The sequence below is a fragment of the Spirosoma knui genome, from assembly GCF_054780635.1.
On sequence record NZ_BAAGVY010000005.1, the window covers coordinates 220054 to 239520 of the forward strand.

A 19467-nucleotide genomic window follows, 5' to 3' on the forward strand; every position below is an offset into this window, starting at 1 on the left:
TTGTTTTTTGAGCGGGCAGCAGCGACTGTCCGCTCGATTTGAGTATGGATACAAAATTACGACGATTTACGGCAAAGGTCAGCTAAGACTTAGGCACAGGGACCGATAATAGCGCGAAGAGGCCTTGAAAGACGTATCGAAACCTTTCCTAACTTACCCGTTGTTACGCCGAATAGTCGCCCTTTACGTCTTGTCACCGTGGAAAATCAAGCAATTCCCTACTACGATAACCTGCCCGACTTTCTGAAGGCGGTGAAGTCTATTGATGCCACAAACCGTTGCTTTGCCATTTTCGCCTTTGAGCAGTTCGGTGGCCCCGGTGAGCTGATACCGCCCTTTCGAAGCAGTATGTACGTAGCGGCTTTAGTTACTGAAGGCTGCGGCACGATTGATCTGGATGGCGTACCGTACCAGGTTCGTCCGGGAACGTTGTATTTCCTGCGGCCCTGGACAGTGCGGGCGCTGCATAAACAAGATCAATGGAAAGGGTTTATTCTCATGTTTACGGCGGAGTACGTGACCAAGCGTTCGGTTCTTTCGGATCCGATGCGTGAGTACCCGTTTTATCGGAAAGGCGCGCAGCCCCTCATTCATATCCGGCCGGAAGAGGTAAGTGAGCTGCATAAGCAGTTTGAACTGATTGCCACTGAATTTGCGCACCCGACCCGGTCAAAAGCCGACCGGCTGGACCTAACGTACCATTTACTCCAGGCCCTGCTCATAAAAGGCCGAACAGTTTACCGCCAGACCTTGTCGGCTACCGAATACTCGCAACCCGTATCGCTGGTTGAGCGCTTTCAGAGTCTGCTGCAAACGTACTACCTGGCAGATGCGCAGCAGACGCTGACTTTACTGACAGTTCACGAAGCCGCCGAACGGTTACGGATTCATCCGCACTACCTGAGCGACATTCTTAAGAAATACACGGGTAAGACCGCACTCCAGCACATCCGCGAACGAACGGCGATGGAAGCCCAGAACCTGCTTCGAAATACGGAGTTGACCGTAGCGGAGGTTGGCTACCTGCTGCATTTCGAGGACCCATCCAATTTCACTAAGTTCTTTAAAAGCATGACGGGAGTGACTCCCCGCGCGTACCGCGATCAGCTGTTCGCTTTGGCAGCATGAATCTCAACAAGTCAAAAAGAACTGGTAATTTTTACATACTTATTTACGTAATCTGCACTTTCTACCAGTGAATCTCTAAAACGTACCTGTTCCAGCGCTGAATAGCTTTCTAATTTTGACACGTTAGCCTGATTTGTCAACGTGTAAATCTGTAGCTATTAACTACTTACCACGCTCATCATGTGGATTGTTCGCTTAGCGCTTGAGAAGAAATATACGATTGCTGTAATGGCCCTTCTCATTATGATTATGGGCGGGTTGTCGGTATCGCAGATGCCAACCGATATTTTCCCGCGTATTAATATCCCGGTCGTTTCCGTCATCTGGGGTTATACCGGGCTTTCGACGAACGAGATGGAGAAAATGATTACCAACTTCTCCGAAACGTCGATCATCAACAACGTTGGCGACATCCAGCGGCTCGAATCCCAGACCTATAACGGCACCGCCGTCTTGAAAATCTTCTTTCAACCGAGTGTACGGATCGAAGAAGCCATTGCACAGGTGACGGCGATTTCGCAGACTATTCTGACCCGGATGCCGCCCGGTACGCAGCCGCCCTTGATTGTTCGCTACAATGCGACGGACGTACCCGTGTTGCAGCTAGGGTTATCGTCCGATAGCCTGACCGAACCTCAGATAACCGACTACGCCCAGACGCGCGTTCGTCCGCAGATTTCCACCGTACCGGGTAGTCGGCTGTCGCAGGCGTTTGGCGGAAAAACCCGCCAGATTACAGTGGACCTGGAGCCAGAGCAGTTGGTGGCCTATAACGTTACGCCCGAGGAAGTCCTCAATGCCGTTACCGCCCAGAACCTGACCTTACCGAGCGGAGCCCTGCGCCTGGCCGAGCGTGAATACAACGTCCGGCTGAACTCCAAACCCGATGTTATTACTACGTTAAACGACGTACCGATCAAAACGGTCGGTGGCACCACCGTGCACATGCGCGACGTAGCTAATGTGCACGACGGGTCAGCGGTGCAAACCAATATCGTAAAGCAGGACGGTAGTAAAGGTGTGTTGATGAGCATTGTGAAAACGGGGAATGCGTCGACTACGGAAATTGTCGATAAGATACGTAATCAGATATTACCTACAGTTAGAGCTGCTGCGCCTTCCAATCTCCGGATTCAGGAGTTATTTGATCAGTCGGTGTTTGTACGGGCTTCGATCAAAGGCGTATTGGTTGAAGGTTTGATTGCCGCCTTGCTGACGGCCGCCATGATTCTGCTGTTTCTAGGAAGCTGGCGCAGTACGTTGATTGTGGCCATATCTATTCCGCTGTCGATTCTGGCGTCGCTAACCATTTTGTATTTGTTGGGAGAAACCCTCAACATTCAAACGCTGGATGGGTTGGCCCTGGCCATCGGTATTCTGGTCGATGATGCCACAGTGACAATTGAGAACATCCACCGCAACGAAGAGCTGGGTATGCCGCTCCGGCGGGCCATTCTGGAAGGGGCTCAGCAGATCGCGACCCCAACCTTGGTGTCGACATTAACCATCTGTATCGTATTTACGTCCGTGTTGTTTCTGGAAGGCCCGGCCCGGTTTCTGTTCGGTCCCTTAGCCGAAGCGGTGGTGTTTGCCATGCTGGCGTCTTATCTGCTGTCCAGAACGCTCGTGCCGACGCTGGCCGATTTAATGCTGAAAGGCGAGGGACAGCATAACACCGAGGTTACTTCACATACGTCGCGGCCTTCGCTGTATGCGCGTTTTAATGCCGTTTTTGACCGGTTTCAGGCTCGATACGTCCGGGCGCTGGAGTGGGTGCTCAACCACCGGCGGGTAGTGCTGGGGGGGGTCCTGGTTATTATTGTATTTACGGCTGGACTAGTGCCGTTTGTTGGTCGTGACTTCTTCCCGCGGGTCGATGCCGGACAGATCAAATTGCACCTGCGGGCACCCGTGGGTTCGCGGGTGGAAGCTACCGAACAAGTAGCGGCCCAAACTGCTGAAATTATCCGCGAGGTGATTCCCGAAGAAGAGGTCGGCTCGATTATCAGCAACATCGGGTTAACCTCGGAGCGGTATAACTTCTTTTTCACCGATAATTCTGCCGCCGGTATTGCTGATGCGGAACTGCTCATTTCGCTGAACGAAGAACGGTCGCACCCAACCGACGATTACATTCGGGAGCTTCGGGCGCGGTTGCAGGAGGAAATGCCCGACGTTACGTATTTCTTTCTGCCAGCCGACATTGTGAGTCAGATTCTCAACTTCGGCCTGACCTCGGCTATTGATGTACAGGTGTCGGGTTTCGACCGGGCCAACAACCTCAACGTTGCCCGGGAACTGCGGGATAAAATGGCGCAGATTCCAGGGGCTGTTGATGTGCACCTGCATCAGGTACTCGATGCACCAGAGCTGTTTCTGGACATTAACCGGGAACGGGCTGCCCAGTTCGGCCTGACCGAGCAGCGGGTGGCGACGAACATGAACATCTCGCTGAGCGGAACTGGCCAAACGCGGCCGAATTTCTGGCCTGATCCGGTAACCGGTTTTCCGTACCTGATCGCCGTTCAGACACCACCCTACAAGCTTGATTCATACGACAAACTGTTACGTACCCCCATTGTGCCGGGTCAGGTCACCCCCCAGTTGCTGAGCAACGTAACGACCGTAAAACGAACCACCGCGCCGGTAATCATTAACCGGGTTAATACGCAGCCGAGCTATGATATTTATGCCTCCGTGGAGCGGACGGATTTGGGCTCGGTGGCTAAAGCGCTGGAAAAGCTGACGGCTGAATACAAAGATCAGCTGAAGCCGGGTAATGTAATCTCGATTCGCGGACAAGTCGCCAGCATGGAGAGCGCCTTTAATCGATTGGGGGTAGGCATCGCCTTTGCCGCGCTGCTGGTGTACCTGCTGATGGTCGTGAACTTTCAGTCCTTCCGGTATCCGTTTATTATTATCACGGCTTTGCCCGGTGCTTTATGCGGGATGGTGTGGATGCTATTCCTGACGGGTACTACGTTCAGTATTCCGTCGTTGATGGGTGCCATTATGAGCGTAGGCGTAGCTACGGCAAACAGCATTCTGCTGGTCAGCTTTGCCAAAGATCATCTGCCCGAGGTGGGTGGCAACGCGTATGAAGCTGCCCTCGAAGCAGGTCGAACGCGCCTGCGCCCCATTCTGATGACCGCCATTGCCATGATTATCGGTATGTTGCCTATGTCGTTAGGGCTGGGCGAAGGCGGTGAACAGAACGCACCCCTCGGCCGGGCTGTAATCGGCGGATTGCTGTTAGCGACATTTACGACTCTGTTGTTCGTACCAGTTGTGTTCAGCTACCTGGCCCGCGAAAAGAAGATTGATCATCAACCTGTTGAAGTCGTATAATGGACATCATTTATCACATAGTCCCGGATGCCGACTGGGAAAAGTTTAATGAACAGGCCTATTATGAAGCCGGGAGTTTACAGACCGAGGGCTTTATCCACCTCTCCCGGCACGAACAGATCGAAGGCGTCCTAAGCCGGTATTATCAAGGTGTACCGGATTTGTTGCTGCTTCACATTGACGCGGATACATTAACCCCCGAACTAATATACGAAGTGGCAACGAACAACGAGCGATTCCCGCACCTGTACGGACCCATCAATAAAGACGCCGTGGTGGCGGTACAACGTTTGACTTAACTGATTTTAGAGCATTACTATGAAATCGCTTCGAGTGATCATTCCAATTGGGCTGCTGATTGCGCTATTCGTATTTTTTGGCGTGTTGCCGCGCATCAAAAACACGCAGGAGCTAAAAGCGGCTGCTGACCGCGAACGGAACCGCCTGCCCATAGTGAATGCCGTTCCACTGAAATACGCATCGGATACAACGGGTCTAACGCTGCCCGGTCAGATTCAGCCGTATCGCCAAACCCCGCTCTATGCCCGCACGCAGGGATTTTTGCGTCGTTGGTACGTCGATATCGGCGCTCAGGTAAAGCAGGGTCAATTACTGGCTACGATTGATGCCCCGGAACTGGATCAGGACATTGCGCGTGCTAAGGCCGATGTCCAGTTGGCGCAAACGAATCTCGACCGGCTGCAAAGTGTTCAGTTGCCGGGTGCCGTGGCCAGACAGGATATCGATACGCGGCAGTCCGCCTTAACTGTCGCTAAGGCGAATCTGGGTCGACTGGCTGCCCTAAAAGACCTACAGCAGATCCGGGCTCCGTTTAGTGGCGTCATTACGAGTCGTACGGCGGAGAACGGCGCGCTGGTGTCGCCCGGTTCGGGTCAGCCTTTGTTCACCATCTCCGAACTGGGCACGTTACGTGTGTTTGTCGACGTACCGCAAACGTATTTTCAATACGTAAAAATTGGCTTACCGGCTACCGTGGTGGTGCCTGAGTTGAAAAATCGACTATTTACTGGCAAAGTTGTCAGGACCTCTGGTACCTTGCGGAGTGAATCGCGGACGTTACTCGCCGAAGTCGCCATTCCGAACCCTAAACAGGAAATACCTTCTGGTCTGTACAGCCAGGTTAAATTCAACATGATTGCTGTGAACGCTCCGGTGCTGATACCGGCCAATGCCTTACAGATAACCCCCCAGGGACCGCGCGTTGTGGTTGTCAAAGCGGATGAGCGGATTCAATTCGTTCCCATCACCATTGGCCGCGACTATGGCACAACCCTCGAAGCGTCGACGGGCCTGACTGGTCAGGAGCGCGTTGTAACCAATCCGATTGATCGCCTGCGCGATGGGCAGAAAGTGCGTATCCGTCAGGTGAATGCCCAGAAAACCGTAGCTCAACGATGAAACACCGTATAGTATCGAGTGCCTTTTTCCTGTTTCTTAGCGTATGCGCTATGGCGCAGACGACCCCACTGAATGCGCAGGGGGGAGCCGTAACGGTTCAGCCGGGAGCTGCTCCGACTGGGGCAACAGGTACGGTTCAGCCGCAGCCATCCCGAACGAGTTCATCGCCGACTACTGTAACAGGCGCAGCCGTTAACCCAAACGAATCAACTCCGGCCCTGACCATTAGTGGTTTCCGACGCTTTGGCGATCCCATGCTTGAATCACTGATTCAGCTTGGGCTTGCTAACAGTCCGAACCTAAAAGCCGCGCTGAGTCGGCTGGAAGAAGCCCGCATCCGCGTGCGGGTAGCGCAGTCGTTCCTGTCGCCATCGCTACGTAGCTCGGTGCTGGTAACCACGCAGAGCCTGTCGGAGCGCCGACCCTTGTCCGTGCCGAACCAGGCCGATTTACTGCCCCGATTTCAATTGAATACGTTCCAGTTTTTGCCGATCGACGCCAGCTACGAGCTTGATCTGTTCAAACGCATTCGGAGCAGCATTGCGGTGGCCGACCTACAGGCGCAGGCCAGTGATGCCGATTTTCAGTCGTTTCGGCTGACACTCGCGTCTGACATTGCCCGTACGTATCTGCTAATACGGGGTAACGACGCTGAGCAGGCCGTATTTCGGCGGAATATCCAAGCCAGAGACACTACGCTGTCGATTCTTCGCGAACGCTTTCGGGTTGGACTTATCAATCAGATTGACGTACAGCGCGCGGAAACCGATTATGCCGGGTTACAGGTTACTCTGAAAGGGCTTGAACGCTCCCGCGTAGAACTGGTAAACGGACTCGCGCAACTCTGCGCTCAGGACCCGACTCAGTTCAACGTACCATCCGGAACGCTGCCAACCGCCGGATTAACGTATCCTTATGCCAGCGTATCGGTTGAGCAGCTCCAGCGTCGGCCGGATCTGGTTCAGTTCATTCGCCAAAATCAGATTGCTGCGGCTCAGGTTACCCTCCAGCAGGCCAGCACCCAGCCCAGAGTAACGCTGGTTGGATCGGGGGGCGTCCTGTCGGGACGTATCGGGCCCTGGTTTACGCCAAGTAGTGCTACGTACATCGTAGGCGTTAATGCCTCGGTGCCGCTTTATGAAGGACACCGGGCTCGTCAGAACATTGCCTTGTCGAAACAACTGGCCCAAACGAGCCAGCAAACGTATCAGCAGGCCATACAACTGGCCCAGCGCGACGCCGAAACCGCTCTGGATAACCTCACGCTATTACGTCAGCAGATCGATCTCCAGCAGCAGACATTGGCGTTGGCCCGCCGGACGGAGCAGTATAACCGGGAGCTGTATGTGCGGGGACTGGCTACGTACCTGGAAGTGCTCGACGCCCAGCGAACCATCCTGACCACCGAACAGCAGTTGGTGCAGCTTCGCAGCCAGGAAGCGCAGTACGCTGTCGCTCTGCTTCGGGCAATTGGGGGCGATTATTAAGTAAAGCTGGATGTCAGTAAACTAGGTGCTAAAATTAGGCTACAGCTCGATAGCTTTCCTGAACTTTTCTGGCTTAAATCAGTAAGAATATGGCAACTTTGCTGTAGCATTCTCTATTCTACTTGATTAATGCCAATGAATCACACGTATGTTATTATAATGGCTGGAGGGGTTGGAACGCGATTCTGGCCGTTCAGCCGGACGAGTTACCCCAAGCAGTTTCACGATGTATTGGGTACCGGCCGGACCCTGCTCCAACAAACGGCCGATCGGTTTGACGGGGTTTGCCCGCCCGAAAATATCTTTATCGTTACCAGTGCACTTTACAAAGACCTTTGTCAGCAGCAATTACCTCAGCTCACCGACGATCAGGTTTTATGTGAACCGATTGCCCGTAACACGGCGCCCTGCATCGCCTACGCCTGCTACAAAATTGCGCAGCGTGATCCGGAGGCAAACGTCGTTGTGGCCCCGGCCGACCATATCATTTTAAAGGAAGACGAGTTCAAACGGACCATCCAGGTTGCCCTCGACGCAACAAACGGGCAGGATATTCTGGTAACGCTTGGTATTCAGCCGAGCCGCCCCGATACGGGCTATGGCTATATTCAGTACATTCCCGAAGAGGATAAAAAAGGCAAAAGCCAGCAATCGCTACGTCAGGCTCCACTGCGGGTAAAAACCTTTACTGAGAAGCCTCATCTTGAATTGGCGCAGCAGTTTGTCGAGAGTGGTGAGTTTGTCTGGAACGCCGGTATCTTCGTCTGGAATGTGCAGGCCATTATCAAAGCGTTTGAAGCCTATCTGCCCGAAGTAGCCGAAATTTTCGAAGAAGGTAAGGGCGCCTATTATACCGACCGCGAAGAGGCCTTTATTGAGAAAGCGTATTCACTCACGAAAAGTATTTCGATCGACAATGGGGTTATGGAAAAAGCCGACAATGTCTACGTCGTACTGAGTGATTTCGGCTGGTCGGATTTGGGTACGTGGAAATCGCTGTATGAAGTATCAACCAAAAATAGCGATCAGAACGTAGTTGATGGGCACGTCCTGCTGTACGACACTAAAAACTGCATCATCAAAACCCCGAAAGATCGGTTAGTAGCCATCAACGGGCTCGATGGGTTTATTGTCGCCGAATATGACAACGTACTCATGATCTGCCGCAAAGAAGACGAGCAGAAAGTGAAGGCGTTTGTGGCCGATGCGAAAGAACAGGGCACACAATTTGTGTAGCCTTTATGGGGCTAGCCCATCTGTTTAAGAAGGCTGGCCCCATAAGCTTACGTAGGAGGACAATCTACGAAGCCGTATATTCGTTGGCTGTATGAATTGGTGGCATAACCCGTGAAGAACGTTTTCCTTTACCTTTTAGCATCGGTACTCACGGCTGGTTTACTCGCCAGCTGCAAAGATGATCAGGCTGAATTTTCGCCCGGAGCGGGTGATCCGCGCATTACCGGTACATGGCAGCTTCTGGAACGCCGGTTCATTAAAGACTCGACCTACACGGTTCGGGTCGATAGCTTGAACACCCCGCGCGACACCAGCTTTTACGCCCTCAAACGGTATACGCCCATCAATGCGCAAACCCTAACGTTCAGCGCAGACGGTAAGTTGGCTGCATCCGGCTCCGAAATGACCTATTATTACCCAATCCGGTACTTCCGAGTCGATTCAACCAGTCTCGATGGGCTGGGTGTTACGTTGTTCATCAGTACCAATCGGGCCAATGTCCCGTTCCGCCAGACGATAGCATTCAGAAAGGATACGCTGGTCATTTTGCCCCGCTGTGCCGAAGGACAATGCGACGAAGGCTACTACCTGAAACTGTTACGCGTCCGGTAGCAACCTTATGCCATCGCCATTACTGCTGCGCTGCATTTTGCCAGCCCTGAGCACGGATCGGCGTCTGCTGCCCCGCCTTCGTGGCCAGAACAACCTGCGCTGGATCGGCCGTCAGGTAGCCGATAGCGGTGATCCGGGCATTGGTGGCCAGCTTCTCAAACGCCTGCGGCCGAACGGTAAACAGTAATTCATAATCTTCTCCGCCGTTCAGGGCACACGTAATGGGGCTGATTTTAAACTCCTCAGCGGCCAGGTGCGTCTGATCGTCGATGGGAAGGTTTTCGTCGAAAATTACAGCGCCGGTGCCCGATTGGCGGCACAGGTGAAGCAGTTCCGAGGCCAGCCCATCCGAAACATCAATCATCGCCGTAGGTCGAATACCCAGGTCGCGCAGTTCATGAACAATGTCCGTGCGGGCATCCGGACGTAGCTGCCGCTGGACTAAATAGGCTCGCTCTTCTGAAAGATTCGGCTGCATGTTCGGATCGGCCAGATACACCTGTTTCTCGCGTTCCAGCAACTGAAGTCCCAGATAAGCGGCCCCTAGATCGCCGGTTACGCAGACGACATCATTGGCCTGGGCGGTGTTGCGGTAGGTAATCAGATCCTTCGGGACCTTACCTAAAACCGAAACGGAAATAATAAGCCCGGACCGCGAAGATGTGGTGTCGCCCCCTACCAGATCAATCTTATACGACTCGCAGGCCGCCCGTATGCCTTCGTACAGTTCGTCGACGGCCTCAACCGGAAAGCGGCTGCTCAGGCCAACTCCGATCGTTACCTGCAACGGAAGTCCATTCATGGCCGCAATATCCGAAACGGCGAACGTAACGGCTTTGTAGCCGAGGTGTTTAAGAGGAACGTAGGTCAGGTCAAAATGAATGCCCTCGATGAGTAAATCCGTAGCCAGCAGTCCATAGTCATCACCCCAATCAAATACGGCTGCATCGTCGCCGATACCACGCACGGTTTCTGGGTGTGCAGGCGAGGGGGTTGCCTGCCGAATCCGGTCGATTAAACCAATTTCTCCAAGGTTGTTGAGGTCAGTCATGAGTAAGTTATAAGGTCAAGCTGCAGTACCAGTTGGTATACTTTATAAATAACAAAGCCGTTCCGCTTGGTTACGGAACGGCTCAGAAATAAAATTGGTTTACCGGCCCTTACGGATTCGACAGGGTATAGACGTTCGTTGTGCCGCCGGTTTTCTGACTGATTTCTTTTGCGGTCAGTTTTAGTTCGGTATCGCTGATACTGTTGATGGTAAATTCGATAGTACCATTCGTACCGGTTGGGGCAGGGGTTAGGTTAGTCAGTACAAGGCGATCATCCGAGGGAACAGAATATTGGCCGGTAAATGTATTACCGTCAAATGCGGTATACTTAACCGTGGGAGCCGCGCTCAAATCAAGCTTATAATTAGCGTAGTTACGAACATTAGCCGTACCTCCCCGCGTGTAAACCGTCTGGCTATTCTCATCTACAGCTCGGGCGGTCCATACTTTGGCAATCCGTTCAGAAACCGGTGGGGTTTTATCGCCATTGCAGCTTGTCAGTAAACTAAAAAGGGTTAGTACCGAAAGGAAAGCAAGAAATGGAATCTTTCTCATGGTCAATCGATGCGTGTAAACTAAAGTGGCTAAAGTTACGCTAATTTTGTTGTCACCGTCAAAAACGATGCCTATTTATTCATCTGTTTGACTAAACGGCCAGAGGATGCCTACCAACCCTGATTTGCTAACGCCATACAGTCGTTCGCAGCTTGCCTTACGTAACGGTCAGGATCGCGACGAGATCTGGTGCGCCTACGCCGGTATCATCTATGACGTATCAGCATCACGCCTTTGGCGACGGGGTAAGCACTACGAACACTGGGCCGGGCAGGACCTGACCGCCGAACTTGTCGATGCGCCCCATGCCGAATGGGTTTTCGATCGGTTTCCGGTCGTTGGGCGGCTGCTGTAACAACCAACATAATCTAACATCCTTATGCTCATTGCCGATAGCGGCTCAACAAAAACGGATTGGCGGATCGTTGCCGCTGATGGTTCGACTCGGGCCATCCATACCGACGGCTTTAATCCATACTATCAAACCAGCCAGCAAATAGAAGCCGCTCTCCGGGCGCAACTTTTGCCGTCTATTACTGGTAACGACGTAACGCAGGTTTTCTTTTACGGGGCCGGATGTAGTGGGCCATCTGCTAATGACATTGTTGCCAGGGCGTTGCGAGCGGTGCTGCCGAATCTGCAAACTGTAGCCGTGAACAGCGACATGCTGGGCGCAGCCAGAGGGGCGGCTGGGCATGAGCCGGGTATAGTCTGTATCCTCGGAACGGGGTCCAATGCCTGTTGTTACGATGGTCAGCAAATCATTCGCGGTATTCAGTCGTTGGGGTTCTGGCTCGGCGATGAAGGCAGCGGAGGGTACCTGGGAAAAACGCTGGTTCGGGACTTTTTTCAGGAACGATTACCGTCCAACCTGCGCGACATGTTTAACGAACGATACGCGCTTGATCGGGCGACGTTATTGGAAAACGCTTATCAGAAACCCTATCCAAACCGGTATTTTGCGTCGTTTACCCCGTTTTTGTCTGAGCATCTAGCCCATCCGTACATAACTCGGCTGGTGACGGATGCCTTTGTCCAGTTTTTCACTACGTACGTAAGCCGCTTTCCGGAAGCAGGTGAGTGGCCAGTTCATGTGGTCGGATCGATTGGTTACTACTTTTCAGAACCATTACGTATAGCCTTGGCTCAGACCGGTTTAAGTATGGGCCGTATTCTGAAAGCTCCGGCCGACCAATTAGTTGTGTTCCACCAAAAACACTGACTTTACACAGTCGGTTGTTAATCAAGCGGCTTACTTGCCGTACTTTTGCACTATGGTCGGCGCGTTATGCCCGTAGGTTGAAGCAGATGATTTGGTTAAACGGATTACGCGGGGCTTCAAACGACCATTGACAACCTGAGAATAGTATAATGGCAAATCGGTATTTTTTAAAAGTAAAAGAGGTTGTTCGCGAAACAGCCGACGCCGTAACGATAACATTCTGGCATCCTATCAACGAAGAGGTGCGTTATCAACCCGGTCAGTTTCTAACATTCCTGCTCACCATAAACGGTCAGAAAATTCGGCGCTCCTATTCCATGGCGTCATCTCCGCATGTCGACGTATCACTGGCGGTTTCGGTGAAGCGGGTGCCGGGTGGCCTGGCATCGAATTACCTCTGTGATCGGATCAAAACCGGAGACATTGTCGAAACGCTTGATCCGATGGGGACATTCACCCCGAAGCTCGATCCGCAGAACCGTCGGACGCTGGTATTAATCGGAGCCGGTAGCGGTATTACGCCTTTGTTTTCGATGGCGAAGTCGGCCCTGCATGTCGAACCCAATAGCCGGGTCTGGCTTATTTACGGCAACCGGAATCAAACATCCATCATCTACAAAGCGCACCTCGATGCGATGGAACAGGCCTACGGGCGGTCGCGCTTTCAGGTTACGCACGTATTGAGTCAGCCCGATGCCGGGTGGAGCGAGCTGGAAGGTCGTTTGAATCAACATACACTCACGAAGCTGTTGGACCAAATGCCTGCGGCTGATCGGCAGAACGCCAGCTTTTATCTGTGCGGTCCCGACGGTATGATGGCTGAAGCGCGTTCGGCGCTGGCCCTGGTTGGCGTTCCTACCGAACGGGTTTTCAAAGAAAGTTATGTCACGGCTCCCGTACTGGCGGGCGATGTCGTTGAAGAGCCGCTAACGGCCGATGATGAGGGATCACCGGAGGTAACGGTTATTTACGAAGGCAGTGAGTATAAGTTCGCTGTGGCTCCGCATCAAACCATTCTGGAGGCTGCGTTAGATCTGGATATTGACTTGCCTTATTCGTGTCAGGCGGGTATGTGTACTGCCTGCATGGGCCGATGCACTTCGGGCAAGGTCAAACTGGACGAGGAGGACGGGCTGTCTGACTCGGAGCTTAAAGCGGGTTACGTCTTGACCTGCGTAGCTCATCCTGTCGGGCGAGATGTAATCATTGAGATTGACTAGCAAAGAGAAAGGGTCGAAGCAATTCGACCCTTTCTCTTTGCTAGTCGGCTTTAACGCTGCTTTTTCGTTTTGGGAGCTGGGGCTAAGGCCGGAGCCGGGCTGTGACGTGGTGTGGGTGGCGTTGGGGCCAGCGCGGGTGCTGCTGGTAGAGCATGGTCCGGAGCGGGAGCAACTCGTGGCACCGGCGGTATAGCAGCCGGGGCCAAAGCGGGTCGGGGTGCGCGACGAGCCCGCGCCGGAAGCCTGGGTACGGCTGGCATGGCGATATTCAGGCCAGCCAACCCTTCATGTTGAGCGCTTAGCTGGGTCGCGTACTGATTCATCTGGTTCGCCAGCTCTTCCGCCTGGCGTTCCAGCTTTTCGAGCGGCTGCTGCGTTTCGTTGATCTTCTGCTCGATACCCTCTATTTGCTTGTTTAGCTCTTCAATGCCTTCTTCCTGGTTCTTGATTTCTGGTTCGAGGGCTTCTAACTGCTTCTCGATTTCGGCCTGACTAAGCTTCTGCTTGCTGTCCGTGTACAGAAGCTGACGGTGTTTATCGAGCAAACTGCTTCGTTTCTCGGCCAGTTTATTTTTCCGCCATTCCAGTACGTCCCGGTTTCGTTCCGACGCTTCTACCGGAAACCGAAGTTTCTCCATCTGGAGACGTATCGCTTCGGCCTGCTGAGCGGTTTTCTCGATAAGCTGACTCAAACTATCTACCTGATGCTGGCGCAACGAACGGAGTCGGTTCAGCGAGTCAGAAGAAGCGGGCGATAAAGGCGATAAAGCAGCCAACGTCTCTGCCGAAGCCAGCGCATCATGGACAATAGTACTGTAGTCTACCTTGGCTAGCTCTTCTACTGTCTCGTTGAGGCTGACGGGAACGCTATTTGAAACGGAGGCAATAATGTTGTTATAGTTGATGTGGGCCATACCTTCTGATAAGGCATCCATACCGGCGTCAAACGCTACGTTCTTTTCGATAATAGTCAGCAAAATGTCGCGGTCGGCCTGCCCAATCGTATCCAGCGATAGCTTTCCCGCCATGACCTGATCGAGCTGGCGCTGCAAACGATTGACCCGCGCGGCTGGTAATTTTTGCCCTTTCCAGATTATATACGCGATCTTCCGTTTGTCGACCATACCGTATTCCGTCCCGTTACCGACCGAATGGCGACGGGTTGGCTTAGGCTGGGTAGCCTTAACTTTTGGCGGGTCCTGCTTCTGAATGGCATACACCGATGCACTTAACAGCAGTAACGTAGCCAGTGTAAGACCTGCCAGCCGACTGTTCGATACAAAAGGGGGCGTCGGAACACCGAGCATACGCCGGACCCGGTGCAGCAACTGCTTCCGTTTAGAGACAAAAGCCATCGCTAGGGTAGGGGTCTGATACACTTGGGCGAGTCGTAATTCTTCAACGCGGGCCAACGCCTGGGCTAAAATCCGACCATCGCCCCCGCAGGCTTGTACCGCTAAATCATCGCAGCAATGTTCCCGTTCTTCCCGTACCCGCGCGGAGAGCCACCACAGGGCCGGGTGAAAAAAGTATAATACCTCAACCACCGATTGCAGCAAATTAACCGCGTAGTCGAACCGCTTAACGTGGGCCAGTTCATGCGCCAAAACAGCCTCCAGTTCATGTAATGACAGATTCGTTGCTAAACTAACCGGCAGCAAAACGACCGGCTTAAGAACACCAATAACCATAGGAATGGTAATTTGCGCCGACTCTTTCACTTGTACGGCCATACGAATACCAAGCGAAGCCCGTAGGCGGTCGCTCAGCTCGATCCAGGCCGTTACGGATCGGCCCGATACGCGGCTCAACCGTTGCAGATACACCCAGCCACCAATTAGGCGCAACCCGAAGGCGGCAACACCGATCAGGTAAGCCAGAACAAACTCGGCGAGGTGATTTTCCAGAAATTGCTGAACGTACTGCGGCCAGGTTACGGTTTGAGTTACCGTTTGCCAATGAACAGAAACCGCAGGTTGAATTGCGCTTTTGGATAAAACGAATTCATTCGCAGCTGGAACCGGTCTATAGTACCAAATGAACGTAATGACCGAGGTTAGTACCTGCAAAAACAGCGTCACTACGCCAATCCGGTACCGAAATGCACTTGACCGATTGCGTAAGATATATAAAGCCAGCGCGGCAGACAGAACGAGCGCGAAGCCCTGCCAGATGGCGTGTAGCAGCGACCAGCCTAGCGCATGAGCAACTGGACTGGTCAGAAAATCAATGGCGTTCATTGGCTGAATTGATCTGGTTTAAAAGGTTTTTGATTTCGTCTAACTCTTCGCGCGATGTTTTATGCTGGCCTAACACCTGCATAACCAGTTTCGACGCCGATCCGCGAAAGGCCGTTTCAACAAAGCGATCGACCAGATTGCGTTGGGTGTCTTCTTCGCTCACGGCGGCTGAGTACGTATGTGATTTCGCTTCGGCGTCACGCGTTACTAGCCCCTTTTCGTGCATAATCTGCATCAACTTAAGGGCCGTTGTATAACCAATGTCGCGGCTTTCGCTTAGCTTTTCGTGAACTTGCCGTACGGTGCTGGGACCACTAGCCCAGAGCACATGCAGAATCTCTAACTCAGAGTCGGTTGGCTTCATAGTTGATCTACGAATAATTTCGTAGTAAACATATACGAAGTTTTTCGTAGATGCAAGCAGGCGAACAAAAAACTTTTACAATGGCTTATTATAGCGGCTATACGTTTTCAATAGTTTATTAAGAGACCAGTATGCATTCAAACGAGACCCTTCCACTTCCTACCCGTCCGGACCGACGTTTTATTGGTGATGAATTAACCCTAACGAGTTGGGACGATGTCAAGCCACTCTACGATGATTTACTGAATCGGCCGATACAGGACGCAACAGATCTGCGTCAGTGGCTACTGGATCGGAGCGAGTTGGAATCGTACCTATCCGAAAATTTTGCCTGGCGCTACATCCGAATGACGTGCGACACGGCCAGCGAAGAACTGGTTAATCAGCTCAATTTCTTTATTTCCGAGATTCAGCCCCCGATGACCGCCTATGGGAATGACCTTGACCTGAAAGCGGTGAATAGCCCATTTCTGAGCCAACTCACCGACGAAGGGTACGACGTAATGGTGCGGGGCATGAAAAAGGCGATTGAGATATTTCGGGAGGAAAACATACCGATACAAACCGAACTCCAGACCGAAGAACGGAAATACGGCGCCATTTCGGGGGCTATGACCGTTGTAATTAACGGTCGAGAAATGACGTTGCCGGAAGCCAGCGATCTCCTCCAGTCGACTGATCGGGCCGTGCGGGAAGACGCCTGGCGCAAAATCTGGGAACGGCGCTACAAAGACCATGAGGCTCTCGACCAGCTCTTCGACCGGTTACGCGATCTGCGCCATCTGATGGCGGTAAATGCAGGCTTTGCCAACTTCCGGGATTATTCGTTTGCCGCGTTGGGCCGGTTCGATTATACGCCCCAGGATTGTTTTAACTTTCATGATTCGGTTGCCGATGCCGTTGTGCCCCTCCTGAATACGTTGGCGAAAGAGCGTAAAGAGAAGTTGGGCGTAGAGCCGTTACGTCCGTGGGACGCTAAAGTCGATGTAGAAGGCCGTCTGCCCCTCAAGCCTTTCGCTACGGGCGAGGAACTGGTCGAAAAAACCATTGCCTGCTTCGATCGGCTCGACCAGGAGTTAGGCGACGATTTACGGATCATGCGGGCGATGGGCCACCTCGATCTGGAATCTCGAAAAGGCAAGGCACCGGGTGGCTATAACTATCCGCTGGAAGAAATTGGGGTGCCGTTCATTTTTATGAACGCTACGTCCAGCCTGCGCGATCTGGTTACGATGGTTCACGAAGGTGGCCATGCGGTACACTCGTTTCTGACGCGCAACCTGACTTTGAAAGCCTTCCGGAATCCACCCATGGAAGTTGCTGAACTGGCTTCCATGAGCATGGAACTGCTGTCTATGGATCATTGGGACGTATTTTTTGAGAATCCTGAAGAACTACGTCGCGCGAAGCTTCAGCATCTCGAATCAATTATTGAAACGTTACCGTGGGTGGCGACCATTGATAAATTTCAGCACTGGATCTACGAGAACCCGACTCACACCGTCAGCGAACGACGCGAGAATTGGGTACGTATCTACGAACAGTTTGCCGATAACGTAACAGATTGGAGCGGCTTTGCCTATTACAAGGAGTATATCTGGCAGCGCCAACTGCACCTGTACGAAGTGCCGTTCTATTACATCGAGTATGGTATAGCGCAACTGGGGGCAATTGGCGTATGGCGCAATTACCGGCGTGACCCGGAAGCTGGGTTAGCGGGCTACAAACGAGCGTTGAGCTTAGGCTACAAGGCACCCATCCGGGAAATTTACGCTGCGGCCGACGTACCGTTCGACTTTTCGCAGGCCTACATCCGCGAACTGATGGACTTTGTAAATGACGAGATTAAATCCTTAGGCCAGCGTTAACCGGGTAGAGGGATAGGCCGGAAGGAGAGATAAACCAAAAAAACTCTTCGTTTACGGCTGACGACTAGTGACTATTCATTAATTTTGCCGAATCAATTCGTAATCAAGTGGCTATGAAACGCGTATTCAGTGCAGGTTTGTTGGTCGCGGCAGTATTGTCGCTCGCATCCTGCGACTATCAAAAATACAATACTGTTCGCCAGAGAGACGTCCGGGCTAATGACTTTAGAGCTGACTACCGGGCTGGTGATGCTGAAGTGTACGGAACCGGCAAAGATTCGGCGGCTGTGCAGACGAAATATAAGTACACGCCTAATCCAGAACTGGAAGGCCGTACGCAGAAAATTCGTGAAAAACTGTTCGGCGCAGGTACAATCGGCGAAGGAGCTTAAGTAATTTTAATAGATCCTGAAAGCGATGAGTGAGCGTTTCGACGCTGGCTTGTCGCTTTTATTTTGCCATTACCTAACACTAAGTTTATCTACCTACGAATATAATTTTTTGTGTTACTTTGTCGGTAAAACGAATTGATTAATAGTATTTTTCTGTTGATAAAATTTAATTAGGCCTGAAATACGCTATGAAAATTGCATTGGTTACTGGGTCAGCTGGCTTAATTGGTAGCGAAGCCGTTGCTTTTTTTGCTGATAAATTTGACTTGGTCGTTGGTATTGATAACAATATGCGACAGTATTTCTTCGGGGCTGATGGCTCGACGGAATGGAACCGCAACCGGCTGGCCGAAACGTACTCAAATTATGAGCATCGTGCTGCCGATATCCGGGAGGTCTCGCAACTGGAGACAATTTTTAAGGAGTTCGGGTCTGATATTAAACTTGTCCTGCATACAGCCGCTCAGCCAAGCCATGACTGGGCCGCTCGGGAGCCGTTTACCGATTTCGGCGTTAACGCCGTTGGTACGCTGAACATGCTGGAGATGACCCGGCTGCATAGCCCCGAAGCGGTGTTCATCTTTACGTCGACGAATAAAGTATACGGCGACAATCCAAATTTCCTGCCGCTGATTGAAACCGAAACCCGCTGGGAAATCGATCAAAATCACCCCTACTTCGAAAACGGGATTGATGAGCACATGAGCCTCGACCATACGAAGCACTCTGTCTTCGGCGCATCTAAGGTTGCAGCGGATATTATGGTGCAGGAATATGGCCGCTATTTTGGCATGAATACTGGCGTTTTCCGGGGGGGCTGCTTAACCGGCCCTAATCACTCGGGTGCCCAATTGCATGGGTTCTTGTCATACCTGATGAAGTGCGCGATCACCGGCAATCAGTACACCATTTTCGGTTATAAAGGCAAGCAGGTCCGCGACAACATCCACAGCTGGGACCTGGTGAATATGTTCTGGCATTTCTACCAGAATCCGCGGCCGGGCGAAGTCTATAACGCAGGTGGTGGCCGGTACGCAAACTGCTCCATGCTGGAAGCCATTGCGCTTTGCGAAGAAATTTCGGGTAACAAGATGAATTATCAGTACTCCGAAACAAACCGGAGTGGTGACCATATCTGGTATATTTCCGATCTGACCAAGTTCAAACAACACTACCCGGATTGGAACTGGACCTACGATCTGAAAGAAACGATGATCCAGATCCACGACAGCATGGCTGCTCGGTTGGCGGTTGTAAAATAAGCATCTGTAGCGCTACTTTACGAGCTATACATTCATAGGTCAGCACCCGGACGCTCGCGCGT

General features: G+C 52.3%; 17 protein-coding genes. 13 read left to right on the forward strand and 4 right to left on the reverse strand.

The window, feature by feature from the left end; genetic code table 11:
- The first annotated feature begins 198 nt into the window (after positions 1-198).
- The 7 genes from ACYVIY_RS13300 (at position 199) to ACYVIY_RS13330 (ending at position 9230) form a co-directional block, all read left to right on the forward strand.
- Positions 199-1128: a helix-turn-helix domain-containing protein gene (locus ACYVIY_RS13300; protein ID WP_460976838.1), complete on the forward strand. Its 930-nt coding sequence runs from the start codon at positions 199-201 to the stop codon at positions 1126-1128.
- A gap of 180 nt (positions 1129-1308) precedes the next feature.
- Positions 1309-4476, forward strand: a complete 3168-nt coding sequence (locus ACYVIY_RS13305; RefSeq protein ID WP_460976839.1) for an efflux RND transporter permease subunit — start codon at positions 1309-1311, stop codon at positions 4474-4476.
- A complete protein-coding gene (locus tag ACYVIY_RS13310) occupies positions 4476-4775 on the forward strand; it encodes a DUF952 domain-containing protein (protein ID WP_460976840.1) in 300 nt (99 codons plus the stop codon). Before ACYVIY_RS13305 ends, ACYVIY_RS13310 begins: the two co-directional genes overlap by 1 nt.
- A gap of 19 nt (positions 4776-4794) precedes the next feature.
- The gene (locus tag ACYVIY_RS13315; RefSeq protein ID WP_460976841.1) at positions 4795-5895 is read left to right on the forward strand and encodes an efflux RND transporter periplasmic adaptor subunit; all 1101 of its coding nucleotides are present in this window, start codon (positions 4795-4797) and stop codon (positions 5893-5895) included.
- On the forward strand, positions 5892-7382 hold the full coding sequence (locus ACYVIY_RS13320; RefSeq protein WP_460976842.1) for an efflux transporter outer membrane subunit: 1491 nt from the start codon (positions 5892-5894) through the stop codon (positions 7380-7382). The genes ACYVIY_RS13315 and ACYVIY_RS13320 overlap by 4 nt, the downstream gene beginning before the upstream one ends.
- Before the next feature lie 135 nt (positions 7383-7517).
- Positions 7518-8618, forward strand: a complete 1101-nt coding sequence (locus tag ACYVIY_RS13325) for a mannose-1-phosphate guanylyltransferase (protein ID WP_460976843.1) — start codon at positions 7518-7520, stop codon at positions 8616-8618.
- Between the two features lie 111 nt (positions 8619-8729).
- Positions 8730-9230 carry a hypothetical protein gene (locus ACYVIY_RS13330; protein ID WP_460976844.1) on the forward strand — a complete coding sequence of 167 codons (501 nt, stop codon included), beginning with the start codon at positions 8730-8732 and terminating at the stop codon, positions 9228-9230.
- Between the two features lie 19 nt (positions 9231-9249).
- Here the strand turns inward: ACYVIY_RS13330 and thiL are convergent, their stop codons facing one another.
- Positions 9250-10281, reverse strand: coding sequence for a thiamine-phosphate kinase (thiL, locus tag ACYVIY_RS13335; RefSeq protein WP_460976845.1), 1032 nt, complete (start codon positions 10279-10281; stop codon positions 9250-9252).
- A gap of 109 nt (positions 10282-10390) precedes the next feature.
- Complete coding sequence (locus ACYVIY_RS13340) at positions 10391-10837, reverse strand: hypothetical protein (RefSeq protein WP_460976846.1); 447 nt, start codon at positions 10835-10837, stop codon at positions 10391-10393.
- Positions 10838-10943: 106 nt separating this feature from the next.
- Here ACYVIY_RS13340 and ACYVIY_RS13345 point away from each other — a divergent pair, with 106 nt between their 5' ends.
- From ACYVIY_RS13345 to ACYVIY_RS13355, 3 genes are all read left to right on the forward strand, one after another.
- Positions 10944-11192, forward strand: coding sequence for a cytochrome b5 domain-containing protein (locus ACYVIY_RS13345; RefSeq protein ID WP_460976847.1), 249 nt, complete (start codon positions 10944-10946; stop codon positions 11190-11192).
- A 24-nt stretch (positions 11193-11216) separates the two neighbouring features.
- Positions 11217-12059 (forward strand): N-acetylglucosamine kinase, encoded by an 843-nt coding sequence (locus tag ACYVIY_RS13350; RefSeq protein WP_460976848.1) that lies wholly within the window; start codon positions 11217-11219, stop codon positions 12057-12059.
- Positions 12060-12208: 149 nt separating this feature from the next.
- Positions 12209-13279 carry a 2Fe-2S iron-sulfur cluster-binding protein gene (locus ACYVIY_RS13355; RefSeq protein WP_460976849.1) on the forward strand — a complete coding sequence of 357 codons (1071 nt, stop codon included), beginning with the start codon at positions 12209-12211 and terminating at the stop codon, positions 13277-13279.
- A 50-nt stretch (positions 13280-13329) separates the two neighbouring features.
- On the opposite strand, the gene ACYVIY_RS13360 is transcribed toward ACYVIY_RS13355, so the two are convergent.
- Positions 13330-15519 (reverse strand): M56 family metallopeptidase, encoded by a 2190-nt coding sequence (locus ACYVIY_RS13360; protein ID WP_460976850.1) that lies wholly within the window; start codon positions 15517-15519, stop codon positions 13330-13332.
- The gene (locus ACYVIY_RS13365) at positions 15506-15883 is read right to left on the reverse strand and encodes a BlaI/MecI/CopY family transcriptional regulator (RefSeq protein WP_460976851.1); all 378 of its coding nucleotides are present in this window, start codon (positions 15881-15883) and stop codon (positions 15506-15508) included. The genes ACYVIY_RS13360 and ACYVIY_RS13365 overlap by 14 nt, the downstream gene beginning before the upstream one ends.
- A 131-nt stretch (positions 15884-16014) precedes the next feature.
- Here ACYVIY_RS13365 and ACYVIY_RS13370 point away from each other — a divergent pair, with 131 nt between their 5' ends.
- The 3 genes from ACYVIY_RS13370 (at position 16015) to ACYVIY_RS13380 (ending at position 19405) form a co-directional block, all read left to right on the forward strand.
- Complete coding sequence (locus tag ACYVIY_RS13370) at positions 16015-17751, forward strand: M3 family oligoendopeptidase (protein ID WP_460976852.1); 1737 nt, start codon at positions 16015-16017, stop codon at positions 17749-17751.
- 113 nt (positions 17752-17864) lie between these two features.
- Positions 17865-18143 carry a hypothetical protein gene (locus ACYVIY_RS13375; RefSeq protein ID WP_460976853.1) on the forward strand — a complete coding sequence of 93 codons (279 nt, stop codon included), beginning with the start codon at positions 17865-17867 and terminating at the stop codon, positions 18141-18143.
- Between the two features lie 188 nt (positions 18144-18331).
- Entirely contained in the window at positions 18332-19405 is a 1074-nt protein-coding gene (locus ACYVIY_RS13380; protein ID WP_460976854.1) for an NAD-dependent epimerase/dehydratase family protein, read from the forward strand.
- Positions 19406-19467: the final 62 nt, after the last annotated feature.